Below are 22,800 nucleotides of genomic sequence, written 5' to 3'. Positions count from 1 at the left end.
CGCCTTCGAAAATGGACAAATCCTTTGCAAGACGACAAGCAGGGGAAATGAGCCTTTTCACCGAGCCCATGACCGACGACCGAGCCCGGCGGATCGCCTTCGCCCTGGTGCTGGCGCTGACCGCCCTGCGGCTATTGGCCCTCTTCAGTTCGCCGCTGGAGCTCTATCCCGACGAGGCTCAGTACTGGCTGTGGTCTCGCACCTTGAGCTTTGGCTACTTCTCCAAGCCGCCGATGATCGCCTGGCTGATCTGGGCGACCACGAGCATCGGCGGCGACGCCGAGGCCTGGATCCGAGTCTCGGCGCCTCTCCTGCATGCCGGTTCGGCGCTTTGTCTTTTTTTCATCGGCCGACGCCTGTTTGGTTCGCAGTGTGGCCTGGCGGCGACAGCCCTCTACGCCCTCATGCCGGGCGTGGCGCTGTCTTCAGGCGTGATGAGCACCGACGCGCCGCTGCTGTTCTTTCTGGCGCTGATGCTTTGGGCCTATGTGGAGCTGCCGACCGCTACCGGTCGCCGCGGCGTCGCCTTGTCCGCCGGCATGGGCGCGGCGCTTGGCTTGGCCATGCTGAGCAAATACGCGGCGATCTACGCCCTGGGCGGGGTGATCCTGCACGCCCTGGTCTCGCGCGAGGCGCGTAGCGTCTGGTCGCCTGTCGCCGTCGTCGCCTTCGCCTTGGCGTTGCTGGCGGCCATCACCCCCAACATCGCCTGGAACGCCGCGCATCAGTTTTCGACCGTCGAACACACAGCGGCCAACGCCAACCTGGGCTCGTCCCGTCTTTTCGATCCGGCGGAGTTGGGAAGTTTCCTGCTCTCGCAGTTCGGCGTCTTCGGCCCCTTGCCCTTCGCCGTGCTGGTGGGCGGGATGGTGCTGCTGATCGCGCGGCGCAGACTGACCGCGCAGGATGTGCTGCTCCTGTGCTTTTGCCTGCCGCCCCTGCTGGTCGTCTCGATCCAGGGCTTTATCTCACGCGCCAACGCCAACTGGGCCGCGGCGGGCTATCTGGCGGGCTGCCTGCTGGTCGCCGCCTGGATGCTGCGCTGGAACGCGCGACTATGGCTGATCGCCGGGTTGGGCGTGCAAGCGGTCATCGCCGCCCTGTTCCTGACCTGGACCATCGCACCGCGTACCGCCGACGCCATGGGCGTCTCCAACAGCTTCAAACGGGCTCGCGGCTGGGAGCAGTCGGTGGACGCCGTGGTCCAGCGCGCCATGCAGGAAGGCGGCTCGGCCACGCTCTCGGCCGTGGCCGTGGATGATCGTTTCCTGTTCAACGCCGCCGCCTACTACGGTCGCGACTATTTCGGCCAGGCGGACGCTCCGCCCCTGCGCATGTGGGTTCACGAGATCCGCGCCCGCAACCAGGCCGAGACCGAGGCCCCCTTGACCGCCAAGGACGGTCAGCGCGTCCTGGCCGCCAGTCTCGACGGCGTCTATCGCGCCAAGATGGGCGCTGATTTCCGCGAGGTGTCCGGCAAGGAGATCGCCCGCGTGCGCCTGGACGCCAAGCGGACTCGCAAGATCGACATGTTCGTGGGCGAGGGCTTCGCGCCCGTCGCCCGCGATCCGGCCACCGGCAAGCCGCCGGAGCCTGAGGTCTTCCGCTAACGCCCCCAGACAGCGGTGAGGCGAGCGTCGCGACCGCAGCCGGCGCGGTAAAGCTCATACCGGACTTTGTTGTTCTTGGCGTAATTGCGGTGATACGGCTCGGCCACATAGAAGGTCGCCGCGTCCAGGATCGGCGTCTTCATCGTCCCGCGCTTCAGCCGCTTGGCCGCCTCGGCGCGGGAAGCTTCAGCCGTGGCGCGCTGGGCGGGCGTGACGAACACCGCCGGGCGATAGGACGGCCCCCGGTCACAGAACTGGCCGCCGTCGTCCGTCGGATCGACCACCTTCCAGTAGCGCTCAAGCAGGAAGCGATAAGGCAGCTTGGCCGGATCGAAGGTGACGCGGACGGCCTCGTAATGGCCGCTGGTTTCACTGGTCACGTCCCGGTAGCGCGGGTTCTTCAGATGCCCGCCCGTATAGCCGGACTCCACCTTCAGCACGCCCGGCATCTTCATATCGTGCTCCATGCACCAGAAGCATCCGCCCGCGAAGATGGCGGTCTCCGTCTTTGTTGGAGCCGCCGAGGCGGGAACGGCGAGCGCCAGCAGCAACAGGACGGGCGCGCACAGTGCGGCGAGGATCGACGTTTTCATCCTCAACAGATGGACCTGACGGCGCGCGTTGCAAGCGCGCGCCGTCATCAAGGCCCCCATGGCGGCGGCTAGAAGCGCGCCAACACGCTCGCCGACACCACCCCGCTGGCATAGTCGTCCTGATCTGTTTCGCCGCGCAGTGAGGCCTGGGCGCTCCAGCCTTGGCCAAGGTCTGCGCGGGCGCTGATCGTGGCCGAGAGCAGTTCGGAGCCCGGCCGCCAAACCGACGCGCGCCACCCTGAAGGCGCGCCGGCGAAAGTGATCACCATGTCGCGGCTTTCATCCAGCAGATCGGCCTCCCATAGCGCCTGGGCGCTCATGCTCCAGCCAGGCCTTGGCGCCCAGTCCAGTCGGCCGCCCAGACCGGCGAAGAGCGTCTCCATCGATTGGCTGGCGAAATCGGCGCGCGTATTGCTCGCCCCCACCTCGCCGTATCCCTCAATGCGCACGTCTTCGTAGCGAAGCTGGGCCACGGGGCGTAGCTGCAGGGCGCGCTCCGAAGCGGCTGGCATGATCCGGACGGTGGCGGACAGGGTCCGTCCGTCGGCATCGCCGTGCTCGGCGCGGATATCGGGGCCTATCGCAAACCGGCGGGTGACCTCGTCCAGATCGAGATCGCCAAGGCCCGCCTCCGTGCTCACCGCCCAGCCGCGCACAGGAACCGATGCGAAGGCCCAGGCCATGAGATTGCGTCCTTGGAAGTCGCCGCTCCCATCGCTGAAGTCGCCATCCGACTCTGTCAGGCTCAACATCGCGCCAAAAGCCAGACCGGCGGAGTTGAGATGTCGGGCGCCCACGGCCAGGCCCGCGGCGTCGGTCTTCACACCCATTGATGGCGAGCCCCCGCGATCCAGCGTCGTGGTCGCCACGCTCATCCCGCCGACGAACGACCATCCAGGCTCCATCCCCTCGCGGTTCGCCGCCTCGACCATATCTCGGGCCACGGCCATGTCCGCGCGCACCGCCCCGGCCAGACGGCCGATCTGCTCGGGAGCGGTCAGCGCGGCCAGGGTCATCTGACCCTCCATGCGATGAACCGCGCCGGTGAAATGGACTCCGTCGGCGAACAGATAGGTGCGATTGGCGTCCGGCGTCATCAGGTCATCCGGCATGCAGATGAACGATTCCAGCGCGCTCCCACGGCAGGCTCGGTCCGTAACGTTGGTGAGTCCGAAGCGCGCGGGTTCCGCCTCCATCTGGGCGACAAGCGCCGCCAGATCGACATAGAGCACATTGACGTTCCGGGCCGCGATCGCCGCTTCGTAGCGCACATTGAAGACCTCAAACCGCGGCACGCTGGTCGTGACGACGACGCCCGCGCCAAGGTCCTGAAGGCGCGTCAGCTGATCGGCCAAAGTGATGGCCGCGCCGTCCAGAACAGCGAGGTCGGCGGTGGTGAAACCTGGACCGTTGAGCTGGGTGGAGAAGACGTCGTTGCCGCCGCCCTGGATAATCACGAGACTTTGAGCGTCGAGCCGCTCGCCAGCCGCTTCGAACGCGTCGATCTGCCTGATGATCGGTTTGCGTGTGAGATCGCCGGGCGCCTGGTTGCGATCGGCCGCCACGCGCGCGCCGCCTTCGGCGTAGTTCGCGCCCCCTGCGGCGCTGGATTTGAGATCCAGGCCCAGGCCGAGGGCCACGACCTCCACCCACACCGGGTCGGGATTGGTGGTGAACTTTCCGGGACCGCCCTGGGCCTTGGCCACATAGGCCCCACTGTCGGAGATGCTGTCGCCGAACACCACGACCTTGTCGAGATCAGCCGCCCTGGCGGCGCTGGCGAAGGCAAAAGCAGAGCAGGCGCCGAGAAGCGCGGCGGCGATGGCCGCCCGGCCGCGAGCGCGGCGGCCAGGGATTGCGAGGGTGTGGATCATTGGAGCTCCGCGGAAAGAGAAGCGGAGCCTTCAATAGGGCCGCCCTGCATCCGGCCTGTGAGCCGCAGGTGAACGAGCGTTACAGAGTGTAAGCGCCGCCCGCGCGGCTAGACGTCGGCGCTCTCGCGATCGGCCTGCGCCTTGGCGATGGCGTCCGCCGCCTCGGGATTGAGAGCGCGACCGTCGTGCTTGGGCTGCACCAGGGGCGCAGGCTCTGGCGTGCTGATATTGCCCCGCATGAGCGAGCGTCCCGCGGTGAGCCCGCCCACGATCTGCATTTCGAGCCGCATCTCGTCGCGGACCCGCACGTCGTTCATGGTCTCCTCGGCCACCTCTTGCGAAAAGCCCAGATCCAGCAGCAAGGCATGACCGAACTTCATGGCGGACTCGAAGGTCTCGCGGATCTGGAAATCCACCTGCTGCTCTATCAGTCGCAGCACGTGGCCGCGGTCGAAGGCCCGCACATAGAGTTTGGCCAGCGGAAACTCGGCCTTGGCGACCTTGACGATCTGGTCCGCCACCTCAGGCTTGTCCACGCAGATGACGATGGCCTCGGCCCGCCCGGCGCCGCTGGCCCGCAGTACGTCCACTCGGGTGCCGTCGCCGTAATAGACCTTAAAGCCGAACTTGGACGCCGCCTGGATCATCTCCACATCGACCTCGATGATCGAGATGTCGACGCCCCGCGCCAGCAGAGGCTGGCTGACCACTTGGGCGAAGCGGCCAAACCCGATGACCAGCACACGGCCCTCCAGAGCATCGGCCGTCTCGACCCCGTCCATGGACGGCTTTTCTTCGGGCAACAGGCGCGTGACCACAATGACCACCAGGGGCGTGAGCGCCATGGACAGGATCACGATGGCGCTCATCGCCGCGCTTGTGGTGGCGTCGAGCACACCTGCGCCCAGAGCCGCCGCATAAAGGACAAAGGCGAACTCGCCTCCTTGCGCGAACAAGGCCGACCGTTCCACAGCCTCGCGCGGCGGAGCCCGGAAGAGGCGCGCCACGCTGTAGATGCCGGCGGCTTTCACCGCCATGAACACCAAAGTCCCCGCCAGGATCATCACCCACTGCGAGACCACCACCGAAAGATTGAGCGACATGCCGACGCTTAAGAAGAACAGCCCAAGCAGGATGCCCCGGAAAGGTTCGACGTCGGCCTCTAACTGATGGCGGAAGGTGGATTCCGACAGCAGCACGCCGGCCAAGAAGGCGCCCATGGCCATGGACAGGCCGCCCATCTGCATCACAAGCGCCGCGCCAAGAACCACCAGCAGAGCCGCGGCGGTCATCACTTCGCGCGCCCCTGAAGCGGCCAGCAGGCGAAACATCGGATTGAGCAGCCACTTGCCCACGGCGATCACCCCGGCCACCGCCGCCAGACCGATCAGCACCGCCTGCCACACCGGCGGCGCATCGGCGGCTCCCCGGCCCTCCAGCGCGGCCAGAACCGCCACAAGGGCCAGCAGAGGTACGATGGCCAGGTCTTCAAAAAGCAGGATCGACACAGCGCGCTGACCCGCGGGCGTGCCCGTCTCGCCCCGCTCGTTCAGCATGGTCATGATCACGGCGGTGGAGGAGAGGACAAAACCCATGGCTCCGATCACCGCCATGGAAGGCGCCAGCCCAGCAGCGATGCCGACGCCCGATAGCAGGGCGCCGCAGACCAGCACCTGAGCCGCGCCAAGACCAAAGATTTCCTTGCGCAGGGCCCAGAGCTTGGCTGGACGCATCTCCAGTCCGATGACGAACAGGAACATCACCACGCCCAATTCGGCGACGTGAAGAATGGCTTCGGGGTCTGCGAACAACCCAAGGCCGAACGGACCGATCGCAAGGCCCGCGGCCAGGTAGCCCAGCACCGAACCCAGGCCAAGCTTACGGAACAGCGGCACCGCCGCCACGCCCGCGGTCAGCAGGGCGACAGCTTGCCCCAGAGCCAGACCTGAAGGTTCGCTCGCCATTCCATCCTCATTTGGTGATCAGAGGACAGACAAAGCCAGCCGGGCGCACTGCGCAAGCAGTGATCGCCCAACTGCGTCGATTGTTGCGTTTATTGTCCGAGCGCGATCTCGAAGGCTGCGTCGGTCTTGGCCGTGATCTCTTCGACCGTGACACCCGGAGCAAGCTCGGTCAGCTTCACGCCAGCCCCGCGCCCGACCTGGAAAACGCCCAGGTCGGTGATCACCATGTCGACCACCTTGGCCCCCGTCAGCGGCAGGGTGCAGGCCTTGACCAGCTTGGCCGCGCCGGACTTCTCCGAATGCTCCATGACCACCACCACGCGGCGCACCCCGGCGACCAGGTCCATGGCCCCGCCCATGCCCTTGACCATCTTGCCCGGGACCATCCAGTTGGCCAGGTCGCCGTTCTCGGCCACCTGCATGGCGCCCAGGATCGACAGGTCGATATGGCCGCCGCGGATCATGGCGAAACTGTCGGCCGAGCTGAAATAGGATGATGAATCCAGCTCGGTGATCGTCTGCTTGCCGGCGTTGATCAGGTCCGCGTCCGCCTCGCCCTCATAGGGGAAGGGGCCCATCCCCAGCATGCCGTTCTCGCTCTGCAGCGTCACATGCATGCCGGCCGGAATGTAATTGGCGACCAGGGTCGGAATGCCGATGCCCAGGTTCACATAGAAGCCGTCGCGCAGCTCCTGGGCCGCGCGGGCGGCCATCTCGTCACGGGTCCAGGCCATCAGACGGTTTCCTTCTGGCGAGTGGTGACGCGTTCGATGCGCTTTTCGAACACCGCGCCCTTGAAGATACGGTCCACATAGATGCCGGGCGTGTGGATGTTGTCCTTGTCGAGGGCGCCGATCTCCACCAGCTCCTCGACCTCGACCACGGTCACCTTGCCGGCGGTGGCCATCATCGGATTGAAATTCCTGGCGGTCTTGCGATAGGCGAGGTTGCCTTCACGGTCGCCCTTCCAGGCCTTGACGATCGACAGGTCGGCGACCAGGCCGCGCTCCATCACATAGAGCTCCCCGTCGAACTCGCGCACCTCCTTGCCTTCGGCCACCAGGGTGCCGACGCCGGTCTTGGTGAAGAAGGCCGGAATTCCCGCGCCGCCGGCGCGGATGCGCTCGGCCAGGGTGCCTTGCGGATTGAATTCGAGCTCAAGTTCACCGGACAGATACAGCTGCTCGAACAGCTTGTTCTCGCCCACATAGGAGCTGATCATCTTCTTGATCTGGCGGTTCTCCAGCAGGATGCCGAGGCCAAAGCCATCGACCCCGCAGTTGTTGGAGATGACCGTCAAATCCTTGACCTGTGTTTCGCGGATCGCCGCGATCAGGTTTTCCGGAATGCCGCAGAGGCCAAAGCCCCCCGCCATGATCGTCATGCCGTCGAACAACAGCCCACTCAGGGCCTCGACGGCGTTCGGCTTGACCTTGTCGGCCATTGATCCCTCCCTTGGGCGCCTGCTTGGCGTCGATCTCGCCCGGAATGATGATAAATTCAAGTCTTGATGAATTTATCGAGCAAGGCCGAGGCTAGCACCATCCAGCCGCGCCCGGCCACAGGCGGGATCGTCATCCTTCAGGATGCGGGGGGCGGCTGTTCGGCCAGTTGCCCCGGCTCGAGCCCGCAGGCCAGCAGCGAGGCCCAGACCTCTTCAGCCGTCTCGGCGAACCGGAACAGCTCCATGTCGTGCGGGCTGATCATGCCGTGCTCGATCAGGGCGTCGAAATTGATGATGGAGCGCCAGTACGCCTCGTCGAACAGGACGATAGGGATGCGCGGGGCCTTGTCGACCTGGCGTAGGGTCAGGATCTCGAACAGCTCGTCCAGGGTGCCAAACCCGCCGGGAAACACCACCAGGGCATTAGCCCGCATGGCCAGATGCATCTTGCGCATGGCGAAGTAGTGGAAGCGGAAGGTCAGCTCCGGCGTGCTATAGGGATTGGGCGCCTGCTCGTGCGGCAGGGTGATGTTGAAGCCGATAGACGGGGCGCCGGCGTCGGCCGCCCCTCGGTTCGCCGCCTCCATGATTCCTGGACCGCCGCCGGTGGCGATGACGTTGTCTCGAACGGGTTTGCTCTCGATGATCGCACCGCCGCGCTCTGATGCAATCCGGCCAAAGGCTCGAGCCTCGGCGTACCAGACACCGCGCCGCCCCTCGTCGGTCTCACGCACCCGCGCGGCGCCGAACACCACGATGGTCGAGCGGACGCCCCAGTTGCGCAACGCCTCGTCGGCCTTGGCGAACTCCAGCAGAAACCGCACCCCGCGCATGGATTCGCCCAGCATGAAGCTCTGGTCGAGGGCCGCGAGGCGATAGGACGGGGAAGCCATTTGGGCGGCGTTGGCGGCGGCGAGGCGGTCGGCGTCTTGATCCATGCCGCCATCCTAGGGCGTCGATCCCCGAATGAAAAACGCCTCCCCGACGGTTCGGGAAGGCGCTGATCTTCAGACGGCTCGCGGCGACTACTTCGTCGCCGGCTTGGGCTCGGCCTTGATGCTCTTGGCCACCAGATCGGCGACCTTGGCGGCTGGTTTGGGCATCTTTGGCGTAGAGGCCACAGAGCCATACTTCAGCACCTCGAGCGCGCGGCTCAGCTGGAAGTCGCCCTTCTTTTCGTCGAAGGCGGTGGGCGGGGCTTCGGCCGGCTCGTGGACGCCGCGGCGGGTCTTGCCCTCCTCGGCGTTCAGCGCGTTCTTGAAGCTGGCCTCGCTGAACCAAGCTTGGTTGGCGATCGACTGGGCCTGCTCGCGCGTCTGCGCCACTTCCAGGTCGGGATCGATACCGGTCTGCTGGATCGAGCGGCCCGACGGCGTGTAGTAGCGCGCCGTGGTCAGTTTCAGCGCGCCGTCCTGGCCGCCGCGCAGCGGGATCACGGTCTGCACCGAGCCCTTACCGAAACTGGTCAGGCCGACAATCTCGGCCCGCTTGCGGTCCTTTAGGGCGCCGGCGACGATCTCGGAGGCCGACGCCGAGCCCTGGTTGATCAGGACCACCATGGGCAGGCCGTTCAGGATGTCGCCTGGACGTGCGTTGTAGCGTTCGATGTCGCGCGGATCGCGGCCACGCTGGCTGACGACCTCGCCGCCCTCAAGGAACAGGTCCGCCACGCCGACCGACTGATCGACCAGACCGCCCGGATTGTTGCGCAGGTCGAAGACCAGGCCCTTCATGTTCGGGTTCTTGGCCTTCAGGTCCTTCACCGCGGCCTCGACTTCGTCGGTGGCCTTCTCGTTGAAGCTGGCCAGACGGACGTAGCCGAAGTCACCCTCGATGCGGGCGGTGACGGTGCGCGGCTTGATCACCTCGCGCGTCAGCTTGACCTCGATGGGATCGCTCTTCTCGCGCGCCAGGGTCAGGCTTACGGGCGAGCCCGGCTCGCCGCGCAACTGCTTGACCACGTCGTTGGTCGTCAGGCCGAGCACGCTGGAGCCGTTGACGGCGGTGATGTAATCGCCCGGCTGGACGCCCGCGCGCTCCGCCGGAGTGCCGTCCATGGGCGAGATGACCTTCACCACACCCTCTTCGCTGGTCACTTCCAGGCCGAGACCGCCGTACTCGCCGCGGGTGTTGTCCTGCATGTCCTCAAAGCCGTCGGGGCTCAGATATCCCGAGTGGGGATCGAGCGAGGACAGCATGCCGTCGAGAGCGGATTCGATCAGCTTGGTGTCATCGACGGGCGCGACGTACTGGCGCTCCACCGTGTCGACCACGTCGCCAAAGAGCTCCAGCATCCGATAGGTCTTGGTCTTCGGTTGCAGGGCGGCGAACGCCGTGGGGCTCAGATAAGCCATGGCCCCAGCGCCAAGTACGAAGGAAGAAACGCCGATCAGCAGGTACTTGCGCATATCGTCAGCCGTCTGGCTCCCTTGCGGCGAACACGTCGCCGCTAATCAAAAAACCGCCCCGAACCCCGGTAGCGGACGACCCTTTCAGGCCGTCGGTTTCAGGCGTTTGGCCGGGTCCACCGGCGTCTCGCCTTCTCGGACCTCAAAATAGAGTTCCGCCTCTGACTTTCCACCATCGGTCGTGCGCCCAACAGGGGCGCCAGCCGCGACGGATTGTCCGGGCACGACGGAGACCCCCCCGAGACCCGCGAGAACCAGATGGTAGGCGCCCTCTGCGCGGAGAATCAAGACAAGGCCCCAACCCTCTAGCGGACCTGCATATTCCACGACCGCTCTTGCGGGACTTTTGACCGTCTCGCCGGCGCCTGCCGCCATGCTTAGACCCCTAGCATGGCCGCCGTTGGGCAGGGCCTCGCCGAACTTGCGGATGATCGTGCCTTCCACCGGCCGGATGAGCGACAGGGGACCCGCGGCGCGCGGCGGCGGCGTAAGGCCGGCCAGCGCGACCTGTCGTTCAAGCTCCGCCGCCTCGGTCAGGCGCCTTTCGATCAGGCCCCGACGGTCGGCCAGGGCGCTCTCGGTGGTGAACAGGTCCTCGGCCGAAGCCGCCGCCTCGCGGCGAAGGGTCGCGATGACCCTGGCGCGGCTGGCGACTTCATCGGCCCGCGCTCTCAGGGTCGGGGTCATGGCCTGGACCAGGATCGCCGCCCGCACCGCATCGCGGGCGTCATCGGGACTGACCAGCAGGGCCGGGGGCGGGTCGCGGCGGAACATCTGCAGCATGGACAAAAGCTTGGCCAGGCTTGCGCGGTTCTTGCCCAGCTCCACGGTGAGGGCCGCCTCGCGGACGTTCAGCGACTGCAGGGCGGCGCGCTTGGCTTCCACGCCCGTCAGATCCTGGGTCTGCTCCGATTGCAGGCGATCCAGTTCGCTGCGAAGCGCGGCGATGTCACGACGGGCCTGAAGGGCGGCGGCCGTATTGGCGGTCCGCTGGTCGATCTGCACGGCCGCAACGCCGCCCGCCGCCGCGAGGGCGGCGAGGATGACGGCGACGGTCACGAAGCGGCGAGCCATGGGGCTTGGTAACTTGGCCTCAGTCGCGATGATAGGGCGAGCCGGCCAGAATGGTCACCGCGCGATAGATCTGCTCGGCGAGCATCGCGCGGACCAGGGCGTGCGGCCAGGTCTGCGGCCCGAAAGCCAGCTTGCCGTTGGCCGCGGCCAGCAGGGAGGGATCAAGTCCGTCCGCCCCGCCGATCACCACCACCAGCTTGCGCACCCCGTCGTCGCGAAGCTTGCCGATCTCCCCGGCGAAAGCGCGGGAGGGGCGGGCGACGCCGTGCTCGTCGCAGCAGATCACATGAGCGCCCTCTAAATGGGGGCGCAGGACCTCGGCTTCGGCGGCCTTGCCAGGCTTTCGGGATTCAACCTCGATGATCTCAACCGGCCCCAGGCCCAGAGCGCGGCCTGACGCGGTTGCGCGCTGGCAGTAATCCAGCGCCAACTGCGCCTCGGCCATTCGGCCAAGACGGCCCACGGTGAGCAGGGTGATGCGCATGGAGGTCATGACGCCCCGCTTGGACAGCGGGGCGCAGGATCAGTTGGCGGCGGTGCGAACCGGCGGCTCGACCGACCAGATTTTCTCGATGTTGTAGAAGCTACGGACTTCCGGGCGGAACAGGTGGACGATCACATCCCCGGCGTCGATCAGCACCCAGTCGCAGTGCGGCAGGCCCTCGACCCGCGCGCGGCCAAAGCCGGCTTCCTTGAGGGCGCGCAGCAGGTGGTCGGCCAAAGCGCCGACGTGACGGTGCGAACGACCCGAAGCCACGATGAGGCTGTCGGCGACGCTGCTCTTGTCCTTGAGATCGATGAAAACGACGTCCTGAGCCTTGTCGTCATCGAGACGGGCGAGGATCAGTTGTTCCAGCGGCCGAGTAGGCCCTTGGTCGTCAGAAGAAGGCTCGGCGGCGGTCGCCTGGCCTTCGGGCGCGCTGTGCGCGGACTCGCGATTCAGCGGAATGCTCCTATGGGTGATCACGCAAGCGTCCGACCCTATCACAAAAATCCCAGGGTTGTGAGGGGTTTGACTCACCCTGGGTCTCGAGGGCCCTCCTGGCGGGCCCGATCGCGCAGAGCGGTGGACGAGGCGAAGTTAAGCGGGCCCGTCAGATAGACCCAGGCCGGCGGGCTTGATCCCGGCAGCAGATGGGCCTGGGGCGCCGGCCGACGGGAGGAGGCGAACCGCCGCGCCGTCGGCGAAGTGCGGGCTTTCAGCGCCGCCCAAGGCCGCGAAACCACCGCCACCGGCACTTCACGCATGATCTGCGTCCACCCCCGCCAGCGGTGGAAGGTGGCCAGACTGTCGGCCCCCATGATCCACACGAAATGCACGCCCGGATGCCGGGCCTTGAGCAGGCGGATGGTGTCGAGGGTGTACTGCACGCCCAGCTGGGTCTCGACGCCGCTGACGATCATCTTCGGCCCCCTCGCCCATCGCCGGGCGTTGGCCATGCGCTGAGCCAAGGGCTGGGTCTCGTGGGCGGCCTTCAGCGGATTTTGCGGCGAAACAAGCCAGATCACCCGGTCCAGCTGCAGGCGCGACAGGGCCGTCTCGGCGACGTGGGCATGCCCCTCATGCGCCGGATTGAATGAGCCGCCGAACAGACCGACGCGCATGCCGGGCTTGAGGAGGAACCCCAGCCGCGACGCCGCCGGCCTGCCAGCCTCAGGGACGAGTCTGGCCGGTCCCGCGAACCACATACTTGAATGTCGTCAATTGCTCGGCCCCAACCGGACCGCGGGCGTGAAGTTTGTCTGTGGCGATGCCGATCTCCGCGCCGAAACCGAACTCTCCCCCGTCGGCGAACTGCGTCGAGGCGTTGATCAGCACGATGGCCGAATCCACCGCGGCCACGAAGGCGTTGGCGGCGGCGGCGTCCTCAGTCAGGATCGCGTCAGTGTGACCCGATCCATGGGAAGCGATATGGGCCGCGGCCCCCTCGACCCCATCGACCACCGCCACGGCGATGATTGGAGCCAGATACTCCGTCGACCAGTCCTCGATCGTCGCGGCGGCCATCGGCGTGATGGCGCGAGCCGCCTCATCGCCCCGAAGTTCGCAGCCGGCTTCGGCCAGCGCCGCGGCGATGGGCGGCAGCAGGCGCCCGGCTGCGGCCTTGTCGATCAGCAGGGTCTCGGCCGATCCGCAGACCGACACTCGCCGCATCTTGGCGTTGACCACCACGGCGACGGCTTTCTGAAGGTCGGCGGCGGCGTGAACGAAGACGTGGTTGAGCCCTTCCAGATGACCCAGCACCGGGGCGCGCGCCTCGGCCTTCACTCGGGCAACCAGTCCCTTGCCGCCGCGTGGGATGATCAGGTCAACGGCGCCGTCCAGGCCGCCTAGGATCAATCCCACCGCCATACGGTCCGCCGTCGGGACCGCCTGGACGCAAGACGCGGGAAGGCCCGCGGCCTCCAGCCCCTCGACCACCGCCGCATGAATGGCCAGATTGCTGCCCAGGCATTCGGAACCGCCGCGCAGGATGGCGGCGTTGCCCGAGCGGATGCAGAGCGCCGCCGCGTCCGCCGTCACATTGGGGCGGCTCTCATAGATCATGGCGATCACCCCGATGGGGGTGCGCACACGGGCGATGTCGAGTCCGTTGGGGCGATCCCACCGCGCGGTCTCCGCGCCCACGGGATCGGAAATGGCGGCGATGGCGGCGACCGCATCGGCAAGGGCCGCGATGCGGCCGGCGTCCAGCGCCATGCGGTCGATCATCGCCTCGTTGAGACCGGTCGCACGCGCGGCGGTCTGGTCGGCGAGGTTGGCGGCCAGGATCGCAGCGGCGCGGCGGCGGATCGCTGCGGCCATGCCGGCGATCGCTTTGGTGCGGACTTCGGGCTTGGCCAGACGCAAGGCGCGGGCGCCGTCCCGGGCGTCATGCCCGATCCTCGCCATCGTCGCCTGCAGGGATGAACTGGCGTCGTCCATGGGCCTCGCCACTTATGCTCAATATGAGCCTTAGCCCTTTGCAGCTTGCGCCGCCAGCGTTCAGGCCGTCTCGCGGGCGGCCAGAGCCAGGTCGTCGGCGTGGATCACAGGACCTTCGGTGAAGCCGAGGACCGCCTCGATGGCGTCCGAGCGCAGGCCGACGATGCGAGCCGCATCGGCCGCGTCATAACGCACTAGCCCTCTGGCCAGCTCACGGCCCGACTGATCGCGGACCACCACCGCGTCGCCCTTGCCGAACCGGCCTTCCGCGCCCTTGAGCCCGGCCGCCAGCAGGCTCTTGCCCCCACGCAGGGCGGCGGCGGCGCCGTCGTCCACGGTCAGGGCGCCCTGCGGGGCCAGGGAGCCGGCGATCCAGGCCTTGTAGGCGGCGGCCGGCGTCGTCGAGGCGGCGAAGATCGTCGACCGCTCCCCGTTCTCGATAGCCAGCAGCGGGGAGGGCCGCGTGCCCAGAGTGACGATAGTGGCGCAACCCGCGGCGGCGGCGATGCGCGCGGCGGCCAGTTTGGTCGCCATGCCGCCCGTGCCGACACCGGCCCCAGCGTTGGCGCCACCGGCCATGGCCTCGATCTGCGGTGTCAGGTGCTCCACCAGCGGAATATGCTGCGCGTTGGGATCGCGGCGCGGGTCGGCCGTGTAGAGGCCGTCGATGTCCGACAGCAGGATCAGGGCATCCGCACCCGTCATCTGGGCTACGCGGGCCGCCAGTCTGTCGTTGTCGCCGTAGCGGATTTCTTCGGTCACCACCGTGTCGTTCTCGTTGACCACGGGGATCACGTTCAGGGCCAGCAGGGTATCGACCGTGGCGCGCGCGTTCAGCCACCGGCGGCGCACCTCGGTGTCATCCCGGGTCAGCAAAACCTGGGCGCAGGCGGCGCCATAGGGCTCGAAAGCCTCTTCCCAGGCGCGCATCAGCAGGCTCTGTCCCGCAGCGGCGGCGGCCTGCTTCTCAGGCAGGGTTAGAGCCCTTTTAGGAAGGCCCATACGGCGGCGGCCCAACGCCACGGCGCCCGAGGACACCACCACGATCTGACGCCCCTGCGCGCGCAACCGCGCGGCGTCGGCGCAAAACGCCTCCAGCCACGCCTTGTCCGCCGCCCCCGTCTCGGAATCCACCAGCAGGGCCGAGCCGACCTTGACGACGATCCGACGGGCGGCGGCCAGGGGCGACATCTAGGGGGTCCAGCCTTCGGGGGCGGGAGCCTCGAACTCGCCATCGTCATCGGCGGGCGCGATCTCGCCTCGCCGCTCGCGCACCTTGGTCCAGGCCGCCCGCAGCAACTCGGTCACCCCTTCGCCGGAAACACCGGAGACCAGCATGGGCTTGATCCCCGCCGCTTCTTCCAGTTCCGCCAGCTTTTCGGCGCGGGTCTCATCGTCCAGGGCGTCGATCTTGTTGAGGGCCAGGATTTCGGTCTTGTCTCCAAGTTCCTCGTCATAGGCCTCCAGCTCGGCCCGAATAGTGCGCCAGGCGCCGCCCACGTCCTCCTGGGTGGCGTCCACCAGATGGATCAGGGTGGCCGAGCGCTCCACGTGCCCCAGGAAGCGGGTGCCCAGGCCGGCGCCTTCTGACGCGCCCTCGATTAGGCCGGGGATGTCGGCCATCACGAAGCGTTCCGTGGACGACAAGTCCACCACGCCAAGGTTCGGCGTCAGGGTGGTGAAGGGATAGTCGGCGATCTTCGGCTTGGCGGCGCTGGCGGCCGCCAGGAAGGTGGACTTGCCGGCGTTGGGCAGGCCAACCAGACCGACGTCGGCGATCAGCTTGAGGCGAAGCCAAATCCACTTCTCCTCGCCCTCCTGCCCGGGATTGGCGTGCTTGGGGGCCTGATTGATCGGCCCCTTGAAGCGGTCGTTGCCCCAGCCGCCGTTGCCGCCCTTGGCCAGCAGAACGCGCATGCCCGCCGTGTTCATGTCGGCGATCAGGGTCTCGCGGTCCTCTTCCAGCACTTCGGTACCGACGGGGACCTTCAGGACAATGTCTTCGCCCGCGGCGCCATGACGGTTGCGGCCCATGCCGTGAACGCCGGTGTCAGCCTTGAAGTGCTGCTGGTAGCGATAGTCGATCAGGGTGTTCAAACCCTCGACCGCCTCGATCCATATGTCGCCGCCACGGCCGCCGTCACCGCCATCCGGACCGCCGTATTCGATGTACTTCTCACGCCGGAAAGACACGGCGCCTCCGCCCCCGTTTCCGGAGCGGATGAAGATCTTGCACTGATCGAGAAACTTCATGGGCGTCTTTTGTCGCAATGGGGCCGTCGCGTCGAGCCCTGGGGCTTGAAGCGTCCCCGAATCGTCATGGAGACGAATTGTTAGGGTGAACCTGAGACAACCAGTCGCAGAGCGTGAAAAGCGCCACCACGACTTTTGTATGCTTAACGCCCATAGGTTGTATCAGCAGGGAGTTGCTCGGTTTGTCAGGTCCGCCGCCAAAAGCTGAAGTCCTGCAGGACCTGAAGAATCTCACCTTGCCGACGCTCGCCAAGAAGTACGAGCGCGAAGCGAGCATCCATCGCAACATCATGATGACCCGCGGCACCGGGGTCACGGGTAACTGGCGCGACTTCCGCGCCTTCCTGAACGATCTGGGCCCCTGCCCTGGCGAGGGCTTCAACCTCGTTCTCCTCAACCGCTTTGAGCGTACCTACGGACCCGGCAGGGCCCGCTGGATGAACGAGGCCCAAAAGGCCAAGCACGAGGAAGAGTTCGACCGCATCCAGGCCGAAAAGGCGCAGCAGCAGAACAAGCTTCTGATGCAGGCCCAGGCCATGAAGACCGCCAAGGGCGGCGGCGTGCCGACCATGGGTCAGTGGACGTCCATGGGCGGACGCACCGCCAGTTATAGCGAAGTCGCCAAGCGGCTGAACATTCCGGTCTCGGCCCTGTCCAAGACCCTCAAGGACGGCCGCACGCCGGACGACCTGATCAAGCGCGCCTCATCGGCCGACGAATTGATCGATCGCAACGCGCCCTGGTTGCCCCCGGAAGAGGCCAAGAAGAACAGCTTCCTCGAAGCCTTCCGCGTCTGGCACATGCAGGTGCTGCCGCCCTATAGCCGCGCCGCCACCCCCACCTTCCTGTTCCTCTACATCGCCTTGCCGATGATGAAGGAGTGCCGGGACGAACTGATCGATATCAATCTGTGGACGCCCCTGGGCCACCGCGCCGAAGCCGCGCGCGACGCCCACGTCGCCTGGAAGAAGTATACTGAGCTGATGCCTCGCGCTCAGTCGGCGATGATGGAGATTCCCATCTACGCCTCCTATTCCCTGCTCTCGGAGCTGGACAAGCTTTGCGAGCGGATTCTCACCGCCGAAAGCCGCTTCCGCGCCGGCCCGAAGGCGGGCGCGGGCCAAGCCGCCTAGGCCAGCCAGACCATCATGCGGGTGTCGGCCGGCTCACCCCGGGCCCGCGACAGCTTGGTGTCCACCACGCCGGTGTAGAGAAAGCCCGCCTTGCACAGGACCCGGCCCGACGCCGGATTGTCCGCGAAATGGCCAGCCACAACCATTCGCTTTCTCCAATCGCGTGACGCCCAGGTCAGGGCGCCCATCAGGGCCTCGCTCGCCAGGCCGCGCCCCCAGTAGGGGCGACCCAGCCAATAGCCTACTTCAAGCTGCGCCTCGGGCGTCGGGAAGAAGCCCAGCACCCCCACGAGGCCCTCGTTCTCCAACTCGATGGCGAAGGTGTTGTCGCGACGGCGATCCTGCATCGCCACCTGGGTGATGAACCCCTCGGCGTCGGCCGGGGCATAGGGCCACGGCATGCGCAGGGTCATGCGCGCGACGTCGTAATCTACGAGTTCGACGATCCGCGACGCGTCCGCCGGCCGCGGCGCGCGCAAAATCAGGCGCCGTGTTTCTATGATGGGGGTTTGATCCGTGCCGTGCATGGCGACCTCCCTGGTCGATCCTGCCGCCTTCTTTCCGGACCCCCGTCCGGCGTGCGGCCAAAAAGAAAGCGGGGAGCCCGGCGCTTCCGGACTCCCCGCTTGGATCGTCTGTCCGGATCGCCTCATCTGAGAAGCGCGATCCGGGAAAGGTCTAGACCGCGCTTATTCCGCGGCTTGAGCCTGTGCGACCGGATCGATGGTCACGTAGGTGCGGTTGTCGCGCTTGGTTACAAAGCGCACGGCGCCGTTCACGAGCGCAAAGAGGGTATGGTCCTTGCCCATGCCGACGTTGACGCCCGGCCAGAACTTGGTGCCGCGTTGACGGATGACGATGTTGCCGGCGACGACAGATTCACCACCGAACTTCTTCACGCCGAGACGGCGGCCCGCTGAGTCGCGACCGTTGCGCGAGGAACCGCCAGATTTTTTGTGAGCCATTGTGCTCTCCTGATCCTATGCGGCGCGGCCCTTAGGCCTCGCCGGCGTCCTTCTTGGGGGCGGCCTTCTTCGGCGCGGCTTTCTTGGCGGGGGCGGCTTCACCCTCGGCCTTGGCGGCCTTCGGAGCAGAAGCCTTCTTCGGCGCGGCGGCCTTGGCCTTCACCGGAGCGGCCGGCTTGGCTTCGACCGGAGCCGTGGTCACGGCGGCGTCGCCGAGGCCGCGAGCGCGGGCGTCCAGGAGGCGCTTGCTGGTCAGGTCGACCGTGCCATCCCACTTGTCCGACTTCGAACCGTTGGCCACCGAGGTGACGCGCAGGACCGTCTCGGTCTGGCGGTGACCTTGCGTGCGGCGATAACCCTGGCGGCGGATCTTCTTGAAGATCTTCAGCTTCTCGCCGCGGCGGGTTTCGATCAGGGTCGCATTCACAGCTGCGCCCGAAACGAGCGGCGCGCCCACCGTGACGGCGTCGCCGTCGCCCAGCATCAGGACCTGGTCGAACGCGATTTCCGCGCCCGGCTCGCCTTCGAGCTTTTCAACCACGAGCAGATCGCCCGCCTGAACCCGGTACTGCTTACCGCCGGTCTTGATCACCGCGTACATCGGTCGCGCCTTAAGCTTATGAAGTCCGAAGACTTCTTCTCAAAATGGATTGCGCCCGCGAGGAAGCCTGCGGGCGAGGGAGCGCTCTTATACAGCGCAAGACCCGGGAGTCAACGCGGCTGAGGCTGAAAACCCGCCCGGATCGCGTGTCTATAGACTGCTTCGCCCGCCGCGCCAGCATCCGGCGGCGGCTGTCTGGCGAGTACAGTGTAACATCTGTACAGAGGGGCCGTGACATCGACCCTCTTCGCCTCCATCGCCGCGACTGGCTTCGCCGTGGCCTTCCTGCATGCGGCCCTGCCGACTCACTGGCTGCCGTTCGTGCTGGTCGGTCGGGGACAGGGCTGGTCCGCCGGGCGCACCCTGGCCGTCGCCCTGCTGGCGGCGGTGGGACACGTGGCCGTCACGACTCTGCTGGGCGCCATGCTGGTCACCGCCGGTCTGGCGGTGGAGGAGCGGCTGGGCAGCATCTTCGGTCTGCTGGTGGCCGGCGGCATGGCGGCCCTGGGACTCTATTACCTGTGGCGCGGCCGCAAGCGCGCCCACGTCCACGATATGACCAGGTCCTATGGTTCGGATCGGGCGGCGGTGCTGAGCCTGGTGACCTTGCTCGCCCTGTCGCCGTGCGAGGCCTTCCTGCCCATCTTCCTGGCCAGCACCCCGCACGGCTGGGGCGGGTTCGCCGCCCTGACCGGCGTGCTGATGGCGGCCACCGCGGCGGGCATGCTGCTGTTCACCAGCCTCAGCCTCGCCGGCGTTCAACGCCTGAAACTCGACGCGCTGCAGCGCCACGAGACCACCATAATGGGCGCGACCCTATTGGTCATGGCCGGGATCGTGGCGCTGATCGAGGTCTAAGGCGGTTTCGAAACCGCCTGCGGCGCACTAGATAGGCGCCATGAGCATCGAACAGACTCCCGTCACCGTCCTGACCGGCTACCTCGGCGCCGGCAAGACCACCCTGCTGAACCGCATCCTCACCGAGGACCACGGCAAGAAGTACGCCGTGATCGTCAACGAGTTCGGAGAGGTCGGCATCGACAACGACCTCGTCGTCGACACCGACGAGGAAGTCTTCGAGATGAACAACGGCTGCGTCTGCTGCACGGTGCGCGGCGACCTGATCCGCGTGCTGTCCGGCCTGATGAAGCGCAAGGGCAAGTTCGACGCCATCGTTGTGGAGACCACCGGCCTGGCCGATCCCGGCCCGGTCGCCCAGACCTTCTTCGTGGACGATGAGGTCAAGGCTCGCACCAAGCTGGACAGCGTCACCACCGTGGTGGACGCTAAGCACATCCTGCAGCGCCTGGCCGACAGCAAGGAAGCGGTCGAACAGATCGCCTTCGCCGACCAGATCGTTCTGAACAAGACCGACCTCGTCACCGCCGAGGAGCTTCGCCACGTCGAGGCTCAAGTGCGCCGCATCAACCCGTTGGCCCCGATCCATCACGCCCAGCGCTCGAACGTGCCGCTGGACGCCATCTTGGGCCGCGGCTCCTTCGACCTGGACCGGATCACCGAGTTGGAGCCCCAGTTCCTGAACCCCGGCCATGGCGAGCACGGCCACGTTCACGACGAGCACTGCGACCATGACCATGATCACGACCATCATGATCACGGGCACGATCATCATCACCACGACCACGAGGACCACGTGGCCGCCGCCGGTATCCGGGGCGTGTCTCTGACCCTGGAGACGCCCGTGGACGGGACCAAGGTCACCACCTGGCTCAACAACCTGCTGGCGGCTCAGGGCCCTGACATCCTGCGGGCCAAGGGGATTCTGGACGTGCAGGGCGAGGACAAGCGCCTGGTGTTCCAGGCGGTGCATATGATTCTGGAAGGCGACCTGCAGCGCGAATGGCGCGAGGGCGAGCGGCGCTACAGCCGGATGGTGTTCATCGGCCGCAACCTGGACGAGGCGGCGTTGAAGACCGGCTTCGAGGCCTGCGCGGCCTAGGTGGAAGGCGCGGCTTAGGCCGCGCCTCTTAGGGCGATCGATCAAAGAAAAAGGCCGGACGCTCGCGCGCCCGGCCTTTTCCGTCTCGAAGCCTGGAGACTTACGAGATGTCTTCGTTGATCAGGCCGACCTTGTAGTAGCCGTTGCCTTGCAGTTCGTTCAGCACCGCCATGAAGTCCTGGTACAGGACGTCGGCGTCGGCGCGGATCATGATGCGCTCTTCCTGCGGAACGGCGCCCGGCGACTGGATGGCGATCTTGCCGGCCAGATCGGACGGCAGGCCTTCCAGGCTGGTTTGCTGTTCGGCCAGGAACAGGGCACCCGACTTCTGGATAGAGATGAAGATCGGCTCTTTCGGCTTGTCTTCCGGGCTCGGCGGCGTGGCCGGCGGAAGATCGACCTTGATGGCCACGGTGGCCATCGGCACGGCGACCATGAAGATGATCAGCAGAACGAGCAGGATGTCCACGAAGGGCGTGACGTTGATCTCGTTGTTCTGACCGAGATCGTATTTACCTTTGCCACCGCCGGCAAGCTTTGCAGCCATCGACAAAAATCTCCCAATCGGCCCCGCCTATGCGGGTCCTTGTCGTCGGGGAAGACTTCTGGCGCGGATATTTTTGGAAGTAAAGTGCAAGTTGGAGCGGAAACGCAGACTCTGTGCAGACTCCCGTTTTCCGCGCGCCGAACGCGCGTTTCGCCGCACATCGGTACGCGGCCCAATGACCCCAGACCCTAGCGTCGGGACAGCGGCCGGGCTAATCGCGGTCCATGATTTTTGACTTCGACGCCTTCACCACCGCCGCCCTGTTTGATTCCCATGGCCAGGCCGCCTTCGCCCTGGGGGACGGGACCGTCCGCCTGCAAACCCAGGATGGCTTCGTCACGGTCGAGGCCCACGACGGCGCGGTGCTGTCGGCCTGCGTTCACCCCTCTGGCGTCGGCGTCCTGACCGGCGGTGACGACGGCGCGGTCGTCTGGTCGCGAATCGAGAACGGCGAGGTGGTCGTAACCCGCTTGGCCCAGGTGAAGAGCCGCTGGATCGAGGCGCTCGCCGCCAGCCCAGCCACGGGCCTGATCGCTTTCGGGGCCGGCAAGGCCCTGCATGTGCTCGACACGGCCGACGCCGAATTCAACCGCATCTACACTCACGACAAGTCGATCTCCGACATCGCCTTCGACCCCAAGGGCCGACGCATCGCCACCGCCTCCTACGGCGGGGCGCACCTGTGGTGGGCGCGGATCGAGAACCAGAAGCCGCAAATCCTAAAGTGGGCGGGCAGCCACATCGCCGTGGTCTGGAGCCCGGACGGCAAGTTCCTGATCTCGGCCATGCAGGAAAACCAGCTGCACGGCTGGCGGCTGTCCGACGCCAAGGACATGCGCATGGGCGGCTATCCAGCCAAGCCCCGCAGCCTGGCCTTCTTCGACGGCGGCAAGGTCCTGGCCACGGCCGGCGCCAATGGCGCGGTGATCTGGCCGTTCGCGGGGGCCAACGGTCCGATGGGCAAGGAAGCGGCCGAGATCGGCTTCAACCGCGACAGCCTCTCGACCCGGGTCGCCGCATCATTGAACGGACAGGTCGTGGCCGCCGGCATGAGCGACGGCCGTGTCTGGGCGGCCAACCTGCGTTCCGGCCGGCTTGAAACCCTGAAAGCCGAGAAAGGCGCGGCGATTAGCGCGTTGTCGATGTCACAGGACGGCGCCCGCTTGGCGTTCGGCGACGAGGCCGGCTCGGCGGGCGTACTCGACGTTCCGGAACTCTAGTAGTCTTCGCCGTCGGCTCGGCCCCACCAGAACAGCTGGTAGAGGGCGTTCAGGGCGTTGAACACCATCAGGGCGCCGATGCCCGCGAAGGCGACGCCGACCATGTCGCCCATGAGGTCGCCGCCAACCACGGCCAGGCCGAGGATGCCGGCGGTCGCCGCGATCAGGCCGACGATCAGCGCGGCGCGGAAGAACAGACGAGCGGGGCGGAGCAAGGGATCGATCATG

24 protein-coding genes are annotated in these 22,800 nt (G+C 66.6%); 5 read left to right on the top strand and 19 right to left on the bottom strand.

Annotated elements, in window-relative coordinates:
• Positions 1-47 precede the first annotated feature (47 nt).
• Complete coding sequence (locus tag O5K31_RS01165) at positions 48-1,610, top strand: ArnT family glycosyltransferase (RefSeq protein WP_269715303.1); 1,563 nt, start codon at positions 48-50, stop codon at positions 1,608-1,610.
• Here O5K31_RS01165 and msrA read toward each other — a convergent pair.
• From msrA to obgE, 14 genes are all read right to left on the bottom strand, one after another.
• Positions 1,607-2,251 carry a peptide-methionine (S)-S-oxide reductase MsrA gene (gene msrA / locus O5K31_RS01160; RefSeq protein WP_269715302.1) on the bottom strand — a complete coding sequence of 215 codons (645 nt, stop codon included), beginning with the start codon at positions 2,249-2,251 and terminating at the stop codon, positions 1,607-1,609. The genes O5K31_RS01165 and msrA overlap by 4 nt on opposite strands.
• A 20-nt stretch (positions 2,252-2,271) precedes the next feature.
• Entirely contained in the window at positions 2,272-4,077 is a 1,806-nt protein-coding gene (locus O5K31_RS01155; RefSeq protein WP_269715301.1) for an autotransporter domain-containing protein, read from the bottom strand.
• 107 nt (positions 4,078-4,184) lie between these two features.
• Positions 4,185-6,041 carry a monovalent cation:proton antiporter-2 (CPA2) family protein gene (locus O5K31_RS01150; protein ID WP_269715300.1) on the bottom strand — a complete coding sequence of 619 codons (1,857 nt, stop codon included), beginning with the start codon at positions 6,039-6,041 and terminating at the stop codon, positions 4,185-4,187.
• Positions 6,042-6,130: 89 nt separating this feature from the next.
• A complete protein-coding gene (locus O5K31_RS01145) occupies positions 6,131-6,775 on the bottom strand; it encodes a 3-oxoacid CoA-transferase subunit B (protein WP_269715299.1) in 645 nt (214 codons plus the stop codon).
• Positions 6,775-7,485, bottom strand: coding sequence for a CoA transferase subunit A (locus tag O5K31_RS01140; protein ID WP_269715298.1), 711 nt, complete (start codon positions 7,483-7,485; stop codon positions 6,775-6,777). Before O5K31_RS01140 ends, O5K31_RS01145 begins: the two co-directional genes overlap by 1 nt.
• A 137-nt stretch (positions 7,486-7,622) precedes the next feature.
• Positions 7,623-8,423 carry a TIGR00730 family Rossman fold protein gene (locus O5K31_RS01135; RefSeq protein WP_269715297.1) on the bottom strand — a complete coding sequence of 267 codons (801 nt, stop codon included), beginning with the start codon at positions 8,421-8,423 and terminating at the stop codon, positions 7,623-7,625.
• 87 nt (positions 8,424-8,510) lie between these two features.
• Entirely contained in the window at positions 8,511-9,893 is a 1,383-nt protein-coding gene (locus O5K31_RS01130; protein WP_269715296.1) for a S41 family peptidase, read from the bottom strand.
• An 84-nt stretch (positions 9,894-9,977) separates the two neighbouring features.
• On the bottom strand, positions 9,978-10,967 hold the full coding sequence (locus O5K31_RS01125) for a murein hydrolase activator EnvC family protein (RefSeq protein ID WP_269715295.1): 990 nt from the start codon (positions 10,965-10,967) through the stop codon (positions 9,978-9,980).
• 19 nt (positions 10,968-10,986) lie between these two features.
• Positions 10,987-11,451, bottom strand: coding sequence for a 23S rRNA (pseudouridine(1915)-N(3))-methyltransferase RlmH (gene rlmH / locus O5K31_RS01120; RefSeq protein ID WP_269717126.1), 465 nt, complete (start codon positions 11,449-11,451; stop codon positions 10,987-10,989).
• 39 nt (positions 11,452-11,490) lie between these two features.
• Positions 11,491-11,910 (bottom strand): ribosome silencing factor, encoded by a 420-nt coding sequence (gene rsfS / locus O5K31_RS01115; RefSeq protein WP_269717125.1) that lies wholly within the window; start codon positions 11,908-11,910, stop codon positions 11,491-11,493.
• 74 nt (positions 11,911-11,984) lie between these two features.
• Positions 11,985-12,656: a nicotinate-nucleotide adenylyltransferase gene (locus O5K31_RS01110; protein ID WP_269715294.1), complete on the bottom strand. Its 672-nt coding sequence runs from the start codon at positions 12,654-12,656 to the stop codon at positions 11,985-11,987.
• Positions 12,622-13,893, bottom strand: coding sequence for a glutamate-5-semialdehyde dehydrogenase (locus O5K31_RS01105; RefSeq protein ID WP_269715293.1), 1,272 nt, complete (start codon positions 13,891-13,893; stop codon positions 12,622-12,624). The genes O5K31_RS01110 and O5K31_RS01105 overlap by 35 nt, the downstream gene beginning before the upstream one ends.
• A 60-nt stretch (positions 13,894-13,953) precedes the next feature.
• Positions 13,954-15,084 carry a glutamate 5-kinase gene (gene proB, locus O5K31_RS01100; protein ID WP_269715292.1) on the bottom strand — a complete coding sequence of 377 codons (1,131 nt, stop codon included), beginning with the start codon at positions 15,082-15,084 and terminating at the stop codon, positions 13,954-13,956.
• Positions 15,085-16,146, bottom strand: a complete 1,062-nt coding sequence (gene obgE / locus O5K31_RS01095; RefSeq protein ID WP_269715291.1) for a GTPase ObgE — start codon at positions 16,144-16,146, stop codon at positions 15,085-15,087.
• A 182-nt stretch (positions 16,147-16,328) separates the two neighbouring features.
• Here obgE and O5K31_RS01090 point away from each other — a divergent pair, with 182 nt between their 5' ends.
• Positions 16,329-17,279 carry a hypothetical protein gene (locus O5K31_RS01090; RefSeq protein WP_269715290.1) on the top strand — a complete coding sequence of 317 codons (951 nt, stop codon included), beginning with the start codon at positions 16,329-16,331 and terminating at the stop codon, positions 17,277-17,279.
• Here O5K31_RS01090 and O5K31_RS01085 read toward each other — a convergent pair.
• The 3 genes from O5K31_RS01085 to rplU form a co-directional block, all read right to left on the bottom strand.
• Positions 17,276-17,806 (bottom strand): GNAT family N-acetyltransferase, encoded by a 531-nt coding sequence (locus O5K31_RS01085; protein ID WP_269715289.1) that lies wholly within the window; start codon positions 17,804-17,806, stop codon positions 17,276-17,278. The two genes, O5K31_RS01090 and O5K31_RS01085, sit on opposite strands and share 4 nt — an antisense overlap.
• A gap of 162 nt (positions 17,807-17,968) precedes the next feature.
• The gene (gene rpmA, locus O5K31_RS01080) at positions 17,969-18,244 is read right to left on the bottom strand and encodes a 50S ribosomal protein L27 (RefSeq protein WP_269715288.1); all 276 of its coding nucleotides are present in this window, start codon (positions 18,242-18,244) and stop codon (positions 17,969-17,971) included.
• 31 nt (positions 18,245-18,275) lie between these two features.
• A complete protein-coding gene (rplU, locus tag O5K31_RS01075) occupies positions 18,276-18,845 on the bottom strand; it encodes a 50S ribosomal protein L21 (protein ID WP_269715287.1) in 570 nt (189 codons plus the stop codon).
• 231 nt (positions 18,846-19,076) lie between these two features.
• Here rplU and O5K31_RS01070 point away from each other — a divergent pair, with 231 nt between their 5' ends.
• The gene (locus O5K31_RS01070) at positions 19,077-19,703 is read left to right on the top strand and encodes a hypothetical protein (protein WP_269715286.1); all 627 of its coding nucleotides are present in this window, start codon (positions 19,077-19,079) and stop codon (positions 19,701-19,703) included.
• A gap of 40 nt (positions 19,704-19,743) precedes the next feature.
• Positions 19,744-20,805 carry a CobW family GTP-binding protein gene (locus O5K31_RS01065; RefSeq protein ID WP_269715285.1) on the top strand — a complete coding sequence of 354 codons (1,062 nt, stop codon included), beginning with the start codon at positions 19,744-19,746 and terminating at the stop codon, positions 20,803-20,805.
• 100 nt (positions 20,806-20,905) lie between these two features.
• On the opposite strand, the gene O5K31_RS01060 is transcribed toward O5K31_RS01065, so the two are convergent.
• Entirely contained in the window at positions 20,906-21,352 is a 447-nt protein-coding gene (locus tag O5K31_RS01060; protein WP_269715284.1) for a biopolymer transporter ExbD, read from the bottom strand.
• A gap of 224 nt (positions 21,353-21,576) precedes the next feature.
• Between O5K31_RS01060 and O5K31_RS01055 the strand changes: the two genes are divergently transcribed.
• On the top strand, positions 21,577-22,572 hold the full coding sequence (locus O5K31_RS01055; protein WP_269715283.1) for a WD40 repeat domain-containing protein: 996 nt from the start codon (positions 21,577-21,579) through the stop codon (positions 22,570-22,572).
• Here O5K31_RS01055 and O5K31_RS01050 read toward each other — a convergent pair.
• On the bottom strand, positions 22,569-22,799 hold the full coding sequence (locus tag O5K31_RS01050; protein WP_269715282.1) for a hypothetical protein: 231 nt from the start codon (positions 22,797-22,799) through the stop codon (positions 22,569-22,571). The two genes, O5K31_RS01055 and O5K31_RS01050, sit on opposite strands and share 4 nt — an antisense overlap.
• Position 22,800: the final 1 nt, after the last annotated feature.

This window comes from Caulobacter sp. NIBR2454, from assembly GCF_027474405.1.
Taxonomy (GTDB): domain Bacteria; phylum Pseudomonadota; class Alphaproteobacteria; order Caulobacterales; family Caulobacteraceae; genus Caulobacter.
This window is presented reverse-complemented; position numbering and strand designations above follow the sequence as displayed.

Bases quoted from the DNA above. Each gene is read 5' to 3' on its own strand.
- O5K31_RS01165 (WP_269715303.1), top strand. From the start codon at position 48: ATGAGCCTTTTCACCGAGCCCATGACCGACGACCGAGCCCGGCGGATC.
- msrA (WP_269715302.1), bottom strand. From the start codon at position 2,251: ATGACGGCGCGCGCTTGCAACGCGCGCCGTCAGGTCCATCTGTTGAGG.
- O5K31_RS01155 (WP_269715301.1), bottom strand. From the start codon at position 4,077: ATGATCCACACCCTCGCAATCCCTGGCCGCCGCGCTCGCGGCCGGGCG.
- O5K31_RS01150 (WP_269715300.1), bottom strand. From the start codon at position 6,041: ATGGCGAGCGAACCTTCAGGTCTGGCTCTGGGGCAAGCTGTCGCCCTG.
- O5K31_RS01145 (WP_269715299.1), bottom strand. From the start codon at position 6,775: ATGGCCTGGACCCGTGACGAGATGGCCGCCCGCGCGGCCCAGGAGCTG.
- O5K31_RS01140 (WP_269715298.1), bottom strand. From the start codon at position 7,485: ATGGCCGACAAGGTCAAGCCGAACGCCGTCGAGGCCCTGAGTGGGCTG.
- O5K31_RS01135 (WP_269715297.1), bottom strand. From the start codon at position 8,423: ATGGATCAAGACGCCGACCGCCTCGCCGCCGCCAACGCCGCCCAAATG.
- O5K31_RS01130 (WP_269715296.1), bottom strand. From the start codon at position 9,893: ATGCGCAAGTACCTGCTGATCGGCGTTTCTTCCTTCGTACTTGGCGCT.
- O5K31_RS01125 (WP_269715295.1), bottom strand. From the start codon at position 10,967: ATGGCTCGCCGCTTCGTGACCGTCGCCGTCATCCTCGCCGCCCTCGCG.
- rlmH (WP_269717126.1), bottom strand. From the start codon at position 11,451: ATGCGCATCACCCTGCTCACCGTGGGCCGTCTTGGCCGAATGGCCGAG.
- O5K31_RS01110 (WP_269715294.1), bottom strand. From the start codon at position 12,656: ATGTGGTTCGCGGGACCGGCCAGACTCGTCCCTGAGGCTGGCAGGCCG.
- O5K31_RS01105 (WP_269715293.1), bottom strand. From the start codon at position 13,893: ATGGACGACGCCAGTTCATCCCTGCAGGCGACGATGGCGAGGATCGGG.
- proB (WP_269715292.1), bottom strand. From the start codon at position 15,084: ATGTCGCCCCTGGCCGCCGCCCGTCGGATCGTCGTCAAGGTCGGCTCG.
- obgE (WP_269715291.1), bottom strand. From the start codon at position 16,146: ATGAAGTTTCTCGATCAGTGCAAGATCTTCATCCGCTCCGGAAACGGG.
- O5K31_RS01085 (WP_269715289.1), bottom strand. From the start codon at position 17,806: ATGCACGGCACGGATCAAACCCCCATCATAGAAACACGGCGCCTGATT.
- rpmA (WP_269715288.1), bottom strand. From the start codon at position 18,244: ATGGCTCACAAAAAATCTGGCGGTTCCTCGCGCAACGGTCGCGACTCA.
- rplU (WP_269715287.1), bottom strand. From the start codon at position 18,845: ATGTACGCGGTGATCAAGACCGGCGGTAAGCAGTACCGGGTTCAGGCG.
- O5K31_RS01065 (WP_269715285.1), top strand. From the start codon at position 19,744: ATGAGCATCGAACAGACTCCCGTCACCGTCCTGACCGGCTACCTCGGC.
- O5K31_RS01060 (WP_269715284.1), bottom strand. From the start codon at position 21,352: ATGGCTGCAAAGCTTGCCGGCGGTGGCAAAGGTAAATACGATCTCGGT.
- O5K31_RS01055 (WP_269715283.1), top strand. From the start codon at position 21,577: ATGATTTTTGACTTCGACGCCTTCACCACCGCCGCCCTGTTTGATTCC.
- O5K31_RS01050 (WP_269715282.1), bottom strand. From the start codon at position 22,799: ATGATCGATCCCTTGCTCCGCCCCGCTCGTCTGTTCTTCCGCGCCGCG.